The following is a 12,497-nucleotide window of genomic DNA, read 5'->3' on the forward strand; positions in this document are numbered from 1 at the left end:
ACTATGCTAAATATAAACATAAGGGATATTAACATGAAATTTAAAACATCAAATGAAGTCTTTTCTCCTAAAAATGCTGACAAAGGTACCCTAGCAATGTTATCAGTTGTTGAATTTGATGGTAATGATAAGGTTTTAGATTTAGGTTGTGGTTATGGTATTGTGGGAATATTCTCTTCAAAAATAACAGGTTCAACAAATGTAGTTATGACAGACATAGATAGTAAAGCAATAGAGTTAGCAAGAGAAAATATTGTTCTAAACGATGTTCAAGGAATTAGGTTATATCAAAGTGACGGGTTTAAAAATATTGATGAAAAAGACTTTACTGTAATTCTTTCTAATCCCCCATACCACACTGATTTTTCTGTTCCAAAAGAATTTATTGAAAAAGGATTTAATAGATTATCCACTGGTGGAAAGATGTATATGGTTACTAAAAGGAAAGATTGGTATAAAAACAAATTAATATCAATATTTGGAGGAGTAAGGATTTGGGAAATAGATGGATATTATGTTTTTATGGCAATGAAAAAGGACACTTCTTATGCTAACATTAAACCGAAAAAAAATAAAAAGAAATAGTGCTATTATTGCATAATATTTCTATTATGTGCAGGTTTATGGAGAAGGTAAAAAGAGTAATAACATCCTATAATAATTTATTTGTGTAAAGGTGTACTAGGGTACAATCTTAGGGTGATGTGAACCATATCCCTTCACGGGAGCAAAGCTCCACTAGGATGATAACGGACTGTTTTTAGGGTCTTGTTTGAAAAAAAGATGTTGAAAAGATAGATAATTACTTGGAAATTATTTATGAAATACTTAAATAAACATGTGTATTAAATATGGTTAAGATACTCTTTTAGGGGTGAAATTTTATGGAGAAAAAAAGTATAAAATCTGAACATGGGATAATTTATTATTGGATTGGTGGAAATAAAAATGAAGATGCGAGTTGCATTATTTTTACTCATGGAATGACTGCTGACCATACTATGTTTGATATGCAGGTGGGTTATTTTGGAGAAAAATATAAAATAATTACTTGGGATATGCCTCTGCATGGCGAGTCACGTCCATATGATAATTTTTCCTATTATAATGTAGCCTATGAACTAAAAAATATTCTGGATGTAGAGAAAGTAGATAAAGTGATTTTAGTAGGTCAATCCATGGGTGGATATGTATGTCAAGAGTTTGCTATACAGTATCCAGAAAAGGTAAAGGCTTTCGTGGCTGTAGATACTAACCCTTTTGGACATTACTACTATTCAAAATGGGAGAGATATATTCTAACTAAGGTTGGTATTATGTCCTCATGGCTTCCATACAGTTTGCTAGTTAAGAGCATTGCTAAAGGAGCGACAAAAACGGAGTATGCTTATGAAAATTTATATAATGCGGTTTCTAAATTGAGTAAAAAAGAAATTATATTTATTATAAATATGGGATATGGAGGATTTCTTAAGAGGAAAGAAACGATTAAATTCGATTTTCCAGTTCTTTTAGTGGTAGGTGATAGTGATAATACAGGATATGTAAAAAAATATAATTTCAAATGGTCAAAACATGAGGGATATCATTTAGAAATCATTACAAACGCTGCTCATAATTCAAATGTAGATAATCATGTAGAATTTAACAAAGTTACAGAAAAATTTTTAAGTAAATTATGAGTACAATCTGTACTTTTATCTAATAATTAAATTAATCCAAAGAGAACGAATTAGATAATATCTAAAATACAATATAATAAATGTGGACTTGAAACAAGAAGTGGGCAGTATTTATGGAACCATATATTGATTAGAAAAGCCTATCCCATTGCAACCTGGGAGGAGTTTTGTGAAGACTATATATTGAGCATACTTGTAGATTTATGTTGTTCACTAGGCGTTATTTATACTTAAAAGGGGTGTGAAGTTTACATCATGAGAAAATTAAGAAATTTTCTTATATTGGTCATAATTTCTTTTGTATTATGTTCATGTAATGTTAATCAAGAAGATAAAATAAAATTTAATGAATCAAATGAAAAAGTTGGGTCAGATTTTGAAGGAGTAACAGACTCAGAAGTTGTAAAAGAATATTATTTTGAGCCAAAAGTTTCAATAGTTGAAGGCACACTAATTACAAGGTTGCATTATGGACCTCCGGGATATGGGGAAGACCCTGATAACGATGAAAAAAGGTATCCATTTATTTTACAGCTAGATGATCCAATAAAAGTTATTGCAGAAGATACTGATGTATTTAATTCAAGTATATCTGATGTTTCAGAAATTCAACTAGTACTGAAAGGGGCTCCCTATGTGGATATGGCAAAGCAATATAAAAATAAGCGTATTAAAATCCAAGGAACTCTATTCTCTGCTTTCACAGGTTATCATTATACTGAAGTATTGATAGTCGTAGATAAAATTCTAGATTAATAACTAGTAATAGAAGCTAGAAAATGATGAGGTCAACATTAAAGCCTATTCCTTCATGGGGAAATGATTTGATAAAAAATTACCGAGAATGTATATTAAGTAAGAAACTAGAGGGGTTCGTAGAAGAGAGTGATTATGAAGTTCTAAATCAGCAAACTCTGGTAATGGAAGTGCTAGTATATATTGCATATGAGATTCAGAAAGCTCGATTAGGAAAAGACAAATAATTATTTTCCAACTCTTACTGATTCAGGTACGTCGCAAATATGGAACATTACTAAACATTAAATATAAGAGAGGGATTCAAATGATATGGAAAATGAAAGAATTAGAAAAATTTTTAAACTCGATTGATTATAATCAATTGTGGGACAAGTTTACAAAAACAAAGTATGCAATATATAATGATAAAAATTTCTATATTAGTGATGACGTAGGAATAGATCTCAACTTAATAAAAAAAGATTCATGTTTTGTGGGAAATGTAGATGCAAGATTTATAGGGAATACAGCTATTTCAATCAACAATAATTATGTAGCAATTTGGAACGAAGATACTATCACCAAAGATACTGATAATGCAAAACTAGCATCACTTATCATCCATGAAATGTTTCATTGTTTTCAGCTTGCAAGTGGTGAAAAAAGGTTTCCTAATGAATTATTAGGTATTGATTATCCAATTACAATTGAGAATGTTAATCTACGAATGCTAGAAAGACGGTATCTTTTAGGGGCAAGTATTGAAAATGATAAAGAAAAAAGGATGAAATTACTAACTTTATACTTTAATATTAGAAATAAAAGAGAAAAGCTTTTAGGAAGTATTATAGAATATGAAAAAGCCATAGAAAGCATTGAGGGAACAGCAGTATATGTAGAGTATAAAGCACGTACTCAATTAATTCCAAACAATCGTAAATCAATTTTAGAAGAATATATAAAAGGATTTACAGAAATAAATGAAAAAAATCTAAAAATAAGACAAAGTACATATAATCAAGGCCTGTTATTGGGTTTAATTGCAGACGAATACATACCAAACTGGAAGGATAAGTTTGCTAATAGTGAATTATTTTTAAGTGATTTTATTAAAAGTGAATTAGAGATAAAAGAGGTAAATATTGATTATAAACATGAAGATTTAGCAGCAATTGAGCAGTGTGTTATTAACTGGAAAGAGCAAATAGATACAGTATTTGATGAATTTGAAAGAAGATCCAAGTTAAATAGTTTGGAGGAGGGCTTTCAAGTAACAGGTTTTGATCCTATGAATATTGTGAAACGGAATCAAGAAATCATACATAAAAACTTTTTAAGGGTAAAGATAGGGGAATGTGAACAGATAATCAAAGGACCAGTTAAAGCATTAGTTGGAGATCATTTTTTTGATGTAAAGAGAATTGAGTGGTAATAATAATGTATCACAAAGTATTTGCGCAGGGACGCCACAAATATTGTAACGTTGAGAAATAGATTTATGGTATTTCTTTTTGAAAAAGCAAATATATAAGGAAAATGCAAATTAGTTACATATTGTTAAGAAAATTTTAAAACACTTGTAATCCCAAGGAAAAATGGTGTATAATTCAGTTGATAACGTTTGCATATCTAAGTATATATTCCCAGAAAACAGCAATGTGTTTGTTGTTTTCTGGGAATATTAAAGGCTATAGTTTTAATCTATAATACATTATGTCAGGAGGGTAATATATGGGAAATGCACAATTTAAAGGCTTAACTATCGGTATTCCAAAAGAAATCATGAAAGGTGAAAAAAGAGTATCTGCTACACCAGAAACAGTGGAGAAAATGGTAGAGAACGGAGCTGTTGTACTTGTAGAAAAAGGTGCTGGTTTAAACTCGCTTATGGAAGATGTGGATTATGAAAAAGCTGGTGCTAAAATTTATGACGATGTACAGGAGATATTTAATCAAGCAGACATAATATTAAAAGTTAAAGAGCCAATATTTAATTCAAATCTAGGAAAGCATGAAGTAGATATGCTTAGAAACGGACAAATACTTATAACATTCTTACATCCTGCTGCACCTAAAAACCATGAAATGATAAAATCCTTAGCCAAAAGTGGGGCAACAAGTCTTACTCTAGATGGGATTCCAAGAATATCCAGGGCTCAAAATATGGATGCTCTAACTTCTATGAGTACGGTAGCTGGATATAAAAGTGTTCTTTTGGCTGCTAATAAACTATCAAAATTTGTTCCGATGACAGGAACAGCAGTAGGAATGATACAACCAGCTAAAGTTGTGGTAATTGGTACAGGAGTAGCTGGACTGCAGGCTTTATCTACAGCTAAAAGACTTGGAGCAGTGGTAACTGCAATCGATATAAGACCAGAGGCATTAGAACACGCCAAAAGCTTAGGAGGTAAAGTATTTGATACAGGGGTGCCAGCTGAAGTTGCTATTGGAGAAGGTGGATATGCAAAGAGCTTACCTCAAGAGTGGATTATAAAAGAACGTGAGGCCATTAGAGATCTTATTGTAGATGCTGATATAGTTATAGCTACAGCGTTAGTTCCAGGAAAACTTGCACCAATTCTTATTACAGAAGAAATGGTAAAAGCCATGAGACCAGGATCTGTAATCATGGATGTATCCATAGATCAAGGCGGTAACTGTGAGCTTTCAGAAAGCGGAGTCATTGCAGAACATCACGGAGTAACAGTTGATGGAACTAATAATATTCCAGGTATGGTGGCATCAAGCTCAACTTGGATGTTTTCAAAAAATATTTATAATCTAGTTGCTGCTTTTGTTAAAGATGGCCAATTCATAGTAGATAGAGAAGATGAAATTATTGCTTCAACTTTAGTAACCATGGATGGCGAACTATTACACTCAGGCGCAAGAGAGGCTATGGGTTTATAATTAAGGGGTGAAGATAAATGGATTCATGGGCATTGATACTGATTTTTATAATAGCATCATATCTAGGCTATAAAATTATAAAGGAAATCCCTACATTACTTCATACTCCACTAATGTCCGGTACAAATGCTATTTCTGGAGTGACAATATTAGGGTCTTTAGTTTCTACTGCAGTTGCTGTATCTAAAGGGAGCAAAATAATGGGATTTATGGCCATAGTTTTTGCAACTATTAACCTTTTAGGAGGCTTTGTTGTTACAGATAGAATGCTAAAAATGTTTAATAAAAAATAATGGGGTGTAGCTGCATATGAAGGGGATCTATCAAGTTGTTTCTATTGTGTTATCAATATTGATTTTATGGGGGATAAGATTAATGAGCTCCCCTAAGACTGCAAGAAAAGGAAATACAATTAGTGCATCCGCTATGTTAATAGCTATAATAGCTGTAATGTACTATAATGGAATACTTACTATACCATTATTATGGGGCGGTATGGTATTGGGAGGTATTATAGGGGGTTTATTAGCTAAAAATGTAAAGATGATTCAGATGCCGCAGATGGTAGCATTGTTAAATGGCCTTGGCGGTGGAGCCTCAGCCTTTGTAGCCTTAGTGGAAATCTCTGAAAAATATAGTGCTATGCCAGTTTTTAATAGATTTGCAGGCTTACTAGCATTAGCTATTGGAGGAGTAACCTTAAGTGGTAGCCTCATAGCTGCTGGAAAGCTAGATAGAAAGATTTCACAAAAACCTGTTTCGATTCCAGGCGGGGGAATGATATCAACCCTAATTATAGTTGTACTTGGAGCTTTAACTATTATTGGAGCTATTCTAACAGACTCTCTAGTTTTAATTATTGCTTCTGTTAGTCTATTAATTTCTTTAGTTTATGGAGTTATATTTGCACTAAGAGTTGGTGGCGGTGATATGCCTATCACTATTTCTCTTTTAAACTCTTTTTCTGGACTGGCAGCCTCAATATCAGGACTTACCATAGGGGATCCACTATTAGTTTCAGTAGGAGCTATTGTAGGAGCCTCAGGTATAATACTTACGCAAATCATGTGTAGGGCTATGAATCGTTCTCTTATTGATGTGTTGAATGGTTCTTCAAGAAGTAAAAAAACTGTTTCCGTAGACAAAACAGAAAAAGCTTATGACGAGACTGAAGAGAAAGTAGTTGAAGAAATAAATGCTAAAGAAGCACCAAGAGAGAGAACAGTAGAAGATATAATAGAAGAATCTCAAAAAGTAATCATAATACCAGGCTATGGAATGGCAGTAGCACAGGCACAGAATCAAGTTAAAACCCTTTATGATTTATTAGAATCAAAGGGCAAAGAAGTGAGCTTTGCAATTCATCCAGTAGCAGGTCGAATGCCAGGGCATATGAATGTTCTTTTAGCAGAAGTAGACATTCCCTATGACAAGCTAAAGGAAATGGATGATGTAAATGATGAATTTAAAGAAACAGACATAGCAATAGTAATAGGCGCTTCTGACGTAGTCAATCCTGCAGCTAATACAGCAGAGGGTACACCAATCTATGGTATGCCAGTGCTAAAGGCAGAGGAAGCAAAACATGTAATAGTATTTAATCTTGATAATAAGCCGGGGTATTCAGGAGTGGAAAACTCACTTTATAAAATGGAGCATGTTTATATGATAATGGGTAATGCTTCGGAGACTGTTAATGAGCTAAACATTAAGATTTCTAAATAGTAGCAATACAAAAACAAACACAATAGGAGATATCCAATAAGTTGTAAGCGGATGTACCTATTGTGTTTATTTATTTTCTTGATATTATATATGTTATATTAACTATACATATATGGATTTTATATTATACAAGAATTATCTAAAGAGATTTTAAAACAAGGATTAAAGTTAAAAATATGTAAATAATATAAATAAGTATTATTTTATAATATATAGTAAAAAAGCTTTTATGGTGCATTAAGAAGGTAGCTTTTTTCAAATCCATATACGGAAAGCTCAATGAATAACAGAACTTTCCTATCCATTATAAAATAGACAATTAAACTTGAGGTGATTATATGAGAATACCAAGTCATATAGGAATTATTCCTGATGGGAATAGAAGGTGGGCGGTTTCAAAAGGAATGACAAAAGAAAAAGGATACACAGAAGGCTTAAATCCAGGATTGGTTTTATTTAAACTTTGTCAAGGAATTGGTGTTAAAGAGATTACTTATTATGGATTTACTACTGATAACACAAAAAGACCATCTGAACAAAGAAAAGCCTTCACTCATGCATGTATAGATGCAGTAAATATGCTATCTAAAGAAGATGCTTCCTTGCTAGTAGTGGGAAATACTAATTCATCTATGTTTCCAAAGGAACTACTGCCATATACAAACAGAAAAACCTTTGGTAACGGGAGCATGAAAGTTAATTTTTTAGTAAATTATGGCTGGGAATGGGATTTAAACAATTTAAAATTAGCAGATAAATCTAAGAGAAACATACATAATAACATTAAATCAAATGATGTATCTAGAGTAGATTTAATAATACGCTGGGGAGGAAGGAGACGATTAAGTGGTTTTCTTCCAGTTCAATCAATATATGCTGATTTCTATGTAATAGATGATTATTGGCCAGATTTCAAAACAGACCATTTTTTTCAGGCTTTAAAATGGTACAATGAACAAGATATTACTTTAGGTGGATAATAAATGATAATCAATAATTAAATACTATAAAAGTGTCTTTAAACTAGGAATAAATATAGACTTGTAATAATAATACTTTCAATATAGACTATATTATATACAAACTTTTACTAAGGTGATAAAATGTTTTTTATAGGCATATTTGGAATTGAAACAAAAGAAAAGAAAATAAAAGATTTATCTAATTTATACTGTAAGTCATGCAAAGATGAGCACAATGGACAATTAATAAAAACATATACATATTTTCACTTTTTTTTCATTCCTATTTTAAAGTGGAATGAAAGTTATTATATTTTATGTGATAATTGCAATGCTATCTACCAGATATCAAAGGAAAAAGGAAAAGGAGTAGAGCGTGGAGAAGAAGTGACTTATTGGGATTTAAAGGAGTTAAAAAGTCATAATATCAAAAGGCTTTGTCCATGGTGCCATAAAGAGTCAGAGGACAATTTTTTATTTTGTCCCTATTGTGGAAGGAAACTAGAGTAAATATCTAGGAGGGATAAAAATGAGTTTTATGAAAATTTCAGATTTTAATATAGACCAAAAAATAGAAGGCTTTTATTTAATTAAAGAAATAGAGGCTAAGACCACATCTAATGGTAGCAGCTATCTTGACATGAGTTTAAGTGACAATACAGGAGATATAAATGCGAAGCTTTGGGATTGTAAAGAAGAAGATATAGCTAAATATTCTAAAAATGATATTGTTAAGATTAGAGGTATTGTAGACGAATGGCAAGGAAAAAAACAATTACGTATTATGCTAATTAGATTGTCTACAGATGAAGATAGGGTAAATATTGAAGATTATGTACAGACTGCACCGTATGAGCCAGATTTTATGTACAACCAAATGCTAAAATACATTAATAAAATAGAGAATAAAGATATTGAAAAAATAGTTCTATATATTATAGAAGAATATAAAGATAAATTATTATATTATCCTGCAGCTAAGCAAAATCATCATGCTATACGCTCAGGACTTCTTTATCACATAATGAGAATGCTTATGACTGCAGAAAAGCTTACAGAAGTATATACTAATTTAAACAGTGATCTGCTTTTTGCTGGTATTATATTACATGATATTGCTAAAATTGATGAGATGGACGCAAATAATCTAGGTATAGTTTCGGAATATACTGTTGAAGGTCAACTACTAGGGCATATTATACAAGGCATAAAAATGGTTGATAGTGTTGCAATGAAGCTGGGAGTAGATAGGGAAACTTCAATACTGCTTCAACATATGATATTATCGCATCATTATGAGCCTGAGTTTGGTAGTCCTAAAAGACCAATGATTCCTGAGGCAGAGCTACTACATTATATTGATATAATAGATGCAAGAATGTATGATATGGAAAAAGCATTATTAGCAGTTGAAACAAATGAGTTCACAGATAAAATTTGGATATTGAATAATAGAAAGCTATTTAAATCGAGCTTACATAATATTAATATAGTCTCAGAAGAGGATTTAAGGGATAACATGAAAAAGCTATATTCAATAGATAAAGAGGAAATCTTTGATTCTAGTCTTCTTTTAGAGATAGAAGAATAGGGATAAGACAGATAGGAAGCATTGTTTGGAAGGGAGATATTAGATGCATATAATAATTGTAGGTGCTGGGAAGCTAGGATATTTATTAGCAGAATTTCTTTCTCAAAAGGATAATAATGTTGTAATGATAGATACTAATGAAAGTAAACTTGAAAGAGCAAATAATCAATTTGACATTCTCACGTATAAAGCAAATGGTGCACAAATACCAGTTTTAGAAGAGTTTAATGTGAAAAATGCAGATTTATTAATCGCTACTACAAACAACGACGATACAAATATGCTGATTTGTTCTTTAGCAAAAAAACTTGGATGCAAACGTGTTGTAGCTAGAGTTAGGAATCCAGAGTATTCAGGGCAGATAGATGAGTTGAAAAAACATATGAATATTGACTATGTGGCGAATCCTGAACTTGAAATGGCTAAAGAAATAGCAGCTCATTTATTTAAAGGACAAGCACTTAATATGGAAGACTTTGCAAAAGGTAAAGTTAGTATAATTAATATTAGGGTGCATGATTCAGAAGGTATGAAGGGCAACAAAATCAAAGATATTAACATACCTAAATCTGTATTAATAGCTGCTATTCTTAGGGATGGAGAAATTATTATTCCTAATGGAGATACTATGCTTGAAGAAAATGATACTCTTTATTTAATAGGTGAGAAAGAAGCCATCGGCAGCTTAGCAAGTAATAGTTACAATGTTGAAAAAAATATTTTAGTAAAAAATGCAATGATACTAGGAGGAGGAAAAGCTACTTATTATTTAGCTAAAATGTTAATCCGACATGGTATATCTGTAAAAATAATTGAAAGAGATAAAGAAAGATGTGAATACCTGGCTCAGGAATTACCAGGTGCTTTAATCATTTACGGCGATGCAACAGATCCATACCTCCTGACAGAAGAAAACATAAGTGAGGTTGATGCCTTAGTTTCGTTGACAGGCTACGATGAAGAAAATCTTTTAATGACATTACTAGCTAGAAAATATGGTGTAGGGAAAGTAATAGCCAAAGTAAGTAGAACTAATTATATCCCTATAATAGAACAGCTAGGAGTCAATAATGCTGTAAACCCAGTTATGATAACTGCTGGAGAAATTATGAGATTTATACAAGGTGGTAGAGTTGTATCTCTATTCTTATTATTAGGAGGTCAGGCAGAAGTCTTAGAGCTTATTGCCAAGGAAAATTCTAAAATTATTGGAAAACCATTATCAGAGCTAAATTTACCTAAAGGAATAATTATTGGTTCCATAGTTCACAAAGGAAAAGTAATTATACCAAATGGGAACTCAATTATTAGTTCTGGAGACAGGCTTATAGTTTTCTGTTTAAAATCTGAAGTTACAGCCCTAGAAAAACTTTTTTACAAGCCAAAAGGGGGACTATTAAATGAACTACGCAATCATTATAAAGGTATTAGGAAGTCTACTTCTATTTGAGGCCATAGCCCTTTTACCTCCCTTAGCAATATCCTTTTTTACTGGAGGCAATGACTTAAAAGCCTTTATATATACAATAGTTTTGCTAATAATTGTTGGTTTTCCTACAACTAAAGTCTCAATAAAACACAAAAGAGTAAAGGCTCGAGATGCATTGTTAATAGTTACATTGGGCTGGATTTTTGTTTCTTTTTTTGGTTCATTACCTTTTGTTTTTTCCAGAAGCATACCATCTCTAGTAGATGCTTTTTTTGAGACTGTTTCTGGCCTTACTACAACAGGTGCTACACTAATCAATAATATTGAAGTATTACCAAAAGGAATAATTTTTTGGAGATCTTTTATGCATTGGATTGGAGGTATGGGGATTCTTGTCTTAACAATAGCAATTTTACCGGCTATTGGAGTAGGTGGATACCAAATATTTAAATTAGAAAGCCCGGGGCCAATAGCAGATAAGCTAGTCCCAAGAATGAAGGATACTGCAAAAATATTATATACCTTGTATATTGGACTAACTATATTACAGACTATTTTACTATGTTTTGGAGGCATGTCATTTTTTGAGTCGCTTATCCATACTTTTGGAACTGTAGGCACAGGGGGCTTTTCCTCTAAAAATAGTAGTATAGGTGCTTATAATAGTAGTTATATTACTTATGTGATTTCTATATTTATGATAATTTCAGGAGTAAATTTTCCGCTTTATTATGAAATATACAAAGGTAGATGGAAAAGTGCAATCCAAAATTCAGAGCTTAAGCTTTATTTAAGTATAATAGCAGTAAGCACTTTATTGATAACTCTAAATTTGTATGGGAAAGCATATAGTTCTATTTTTGAAACATTTAAACACGCCCTATTTCAAGTATCATCAATAATAACAACTACTGGGTACAGTACAGTTGATTTTGATAAATGGACTGGTTTTAGTAAGAGTATATTATTCTTTTTAATGTTTGTAGGTGGAAGCGCTGGTTCAACAGGTGGGGGAATTAAAGTAGTAAGATTATTAATTATGGGTAAGCTTGTTAAAAGAGAGATTTCTAAGCTGCTACATCCAAGAGCGTTTATTCCTATAAAACTAAATGGCAAAATTGTTTCCTCAGATGTAGTTGTGAGTATTACCAGCTTCTTCTTTCTTTATATGGTAATTTTCGCTGTAGGGACCCTTCTAATATCTTTAGAAGGCATTGATTTTATAAGCTCAACAAGTGCAGTTGCTGCAACTCTTGGGAATATAGGACCAGGTTTCTCAATGGTAGGACCTACACAGAACTTTAGCTTTTTTAGCCCATTAAGTAAGATTGTGTTTTCTCTACTAATGCTTTTTGGAAGGCTAGAATTGTTTGCGGTTTTTCTTTTCTTTGTTCCTGAGTTTTGGAAAAATAACTAATCAAAAACTCTCATGTTACTTAATGAACATGAGAGTTTTA

At 31.9% G+C, this 12,497-nt stretch carries 13 protein-coding genes; all 13 read left to right on the plus strand.

The window, feature by feature from the left end; all coding sequences use genetic code 11:
- The first annotated feature begins 3 nt into the window (after positions 1 to 3).
- The 13 genes from BLV37_RS00600 (at position 4) to BLV37_RS00660 (ending at position 12,457) form a co-directional block, all read left to right on the plus strand.
- A complete protein-coding gene (locus BLV37_RS00600) occupies positions 4 to 585 on the plus strand; it encodes a class I SAM-dependent methyltransferase (protein WP_091725791.1) in 582 nt (193 codons plus the stop codon).
- Positions 586 to 884: 299 nt separating this feature from the next.
- Positions 885 to 1,682 (plus strand): alpha/beta fold hydrolase, encoded by a 798-nt coding sequence (locus tag BLV37_RS00605; RefSeq protein WP_091725794.1) that lies wholly within the window; start codon positions 885 to 887, stop codon positions 1,680 to 1,682.
- Positions 1,683 to 1,937: 255 nt separating this feature from the next.
- A complete protein-coding gene (locus BLV37_RS00610; RefSeq protein ID WP_091725797.1) occupies positions 1,938 to 2,438 on the plus strand; it encodes a DUF4431 domain-containing protein in 501 nt (166 codons plus the stop codon).
- 26 nt (positions 2,439 to 2,464) lie between these two features.
- Complete coding sequence (locus BLV37_RS00615; RefSeq protein WP_208975159.1) at positions 2,465 to 2,665, plus strand: hypothetical protein; 201 nt, start codon at positions 2,465 to 2,467, stop codon at positions 2,663 to 2,665.
- 80 nt (positions 2,666 to 2,745) lie between these two features.
- Entirely contained in the window at positions 2,746 to 3,852 is a 1,107-nt protein-coding gene (locus BLV37_RS00620; protein ID WP_091725802.1) for a hypothetical protein, read from the plus strand.
- Between the two features lie 299 nt (positions 3,853 to 4,151).
- Positions 4,152 to 5,333 (plus strand): NAD(P) transhydrogenase subunit alpha, encoded by a 1,182-nt coding sequence (locus BLV37_RS00625; RefSeq protein ID WP_091725805.1) that lies wholly within the window; start codon positions 4,152 to 4,154, stop codon positions 5,331 to 5,333.
- A gap of 17 nt (positions 5,334 to 5,350) precedes the next feature.
- A complete protein-coding gene (locus tag BLV37_RS00630) occupies positions 5,351 to 5,626 on the plus strand; it encodes an NAD(P) transhydrogenase subunit alpha part 2 (RefSeq protein WP_091725808.1) in 276 nt (91 codons plus the stop codon).
- Positions 5,627 to 5,642: 16 nt separating this feature from the next.
- Positions 5,643 to 7,058: an NAD(P)(+) transhydrogenase (Re/Si-specific) subunit beta gene (locus BLV37_RS00635; protein WP_091725810.1), complete on the plus strand. Its 1,416-nt coding sequence runs from the start codon at positions 5,643 to 5,645 to the stop codon at positions 7,056 to 7,058.
- Between the two features lie 338 nt (positions 7,059 to 7,396).
- Positions 7,397 to 8,038, plus strand: a complete 642-nt coding sequence (gene uppS, locus BLV37_RS00640; RefSeq protein ID WP_091725813.1) for a polyprenyl diphosphate synthase — start codon at positions 7,397 to 7,399, stop codon at positions 8,036 to 8,038.
- Positions 8,039 to 8,161: 123 nt separating this feature from the next.
- Positions 8,162 to 8,530, plus strand: a complete 369-nt coding sequence (locus BLV37_RS00645) for a zinc ribbon domain-containing protein (RefSeq protein WP_091725816.1) — start codon at positions 8,162 to 8,164, stop codon at positions 8,528 to 8,530.
- A 19-nt stretch (positions 8,531 to 8,549) separates the two neighbouring features.
- Positions 8,550 to 9,611 (plus strand): 3'-5' exoribonuclease YhaM family protein, encoded by a 1,062-nt coding sequence (locus BLV37_RS00650; protein ID WP_091725819.1) that lies wholly within the window; start codon positions 8,550 to 8,552, stop codon positions 9,609 to 9,611.
- A gap of 43 nt (positions 9,612 to 9,654) precedes the next feature.
- A complete protein-coding gene (gene trkA, locus BLV37_RS00655; protein WP_091725822.1) occupies positions 9,655 to 11,061 on the plus strand; it encodes a Trk system potassium transporter TrkA in 1,407 nt (468 codons plus the stop codon).
- Positions 11,012 to 12,457: a TrkH family potassium uptake protein gene (locus BLV37_RS00660; protein ID WP_091725825.1), complete on the plus strand. Its 1,446-nt coding sequence runs from the start codon at positions 11,012 to 11,014 to the stop codon at positions 12,455 to 12,457. Before trkA ends, BLV37_RS00660 begins: the two co-directional genes overlap by 50 nt.
- Positions 12,458 to 12,497 lie beyond the last annotated feature (40 nt).

Origin of the sequence: Proteiniborus ethanoligenes, assembly GCF_900107485.1 — a bacterium.
In the GTDB taxonomy this organism is placed as follows: Bacteria; Bacillota; Clostridia; order Tissierellales; family Proteiniboraceae; genus Proteiniborus; species Proteiniborus ethanoligenes.

What these genes read in the sequence shown, in the direction of transcription:
- BLV37_RS00615 (WP_208975159.1), top strand. Translation starts at nt 2,465, where the DNA reads ATGAGGTCAACATTAAAGCCTATTCCTTCATGGGGAAATGATTTGATA.
- BLV37_RS00660 (WP_091725825.1), top strand. Translation starts at nt 11,012, where the DNA reads ATGAACTACGCAATCATTATAAAGGTATTAGGAAGTCTACTTCTATTT.
- BLV37_RS00645 (WP_091725816.1), top strand. Translation starts at nt 8,162, where the DNA reads ATGTTTTTTATAGGCATATTTGGAATTGAAACAAAAGAAAAGAAAATA.
- BLV37_RS00600 (WP_091725791.1), top strand. Translation starts at nt 4, where the DNA reads ATGCTAAATATAAACATAAGGGATATTAACATGAAATTTAAAACATCA.
- BLV37_RS00605 (WP_091725794.1), top strand. Translation starts at nt 885, where the DNA reads ATGGAGAAAAAAAGTATAAAATCTGAACATGGGATAATTTATTATTGG.
- uppS (WP_091725813.1), top strand. Translation starts at nt 7,397, where the DNA reads ATGAGAATACCAAGTCATATAGGAATTATTCCTGATGGGAATAGAAGG.
- BLV37_RS00625 (WP_091725805.1), top strand. Translation starts at nt 4,152, where the DNA reads ATGGGAAATGCACAATTTAAAGGCTTAACTATCGGTATTCCAAAAGAA.
- BLV37_RS00610 (WP_091725797.1), top strand. Translation starts at nt 1,938, where the DNA reads ATGAGAAAATTAAGAAATTTTCTTATATTGGTCATAATTTCTTTTGTA.
- BLV37_RS00650 (WP_091725819.1), top strand. Translation starts at nt 8,550, where the DNA reads ATGAGTTTTATGAAAATTTCAGATTTTAATATAGACCAAAAAATAGAA.
- trkA (WP_091725822.1), top strand. Translation starts at nt 9,655, where the DNA reads ATGCATATAATAATTGTAGGTGCTGGGAAGCTAGGATATTTATTAGCA.
- BLV37_RS00630 (WP_091725808.1), top strand. Translation starts at nt 5,351, where the DNA reads ATGGATTCATGGGCATTGATACTGATTTTTATAATAGCATCATATCTA.
- BLV37_RS00620 (WP_091725802.1), top strand. Translation starts at nt 2,746, where the DNA reads ATGATATGGAAAATGAAAGAATTAGAAAAATTTTTAAACTCGATTGAT.
- BLV37_RS00635 (WP_091725810.1), top strand. Translation starts at nt 5,643, where the DNA reads ATGAAGGGGATCTATCAAGTTGTTTCTATTGTGTTATCAATATTGATT.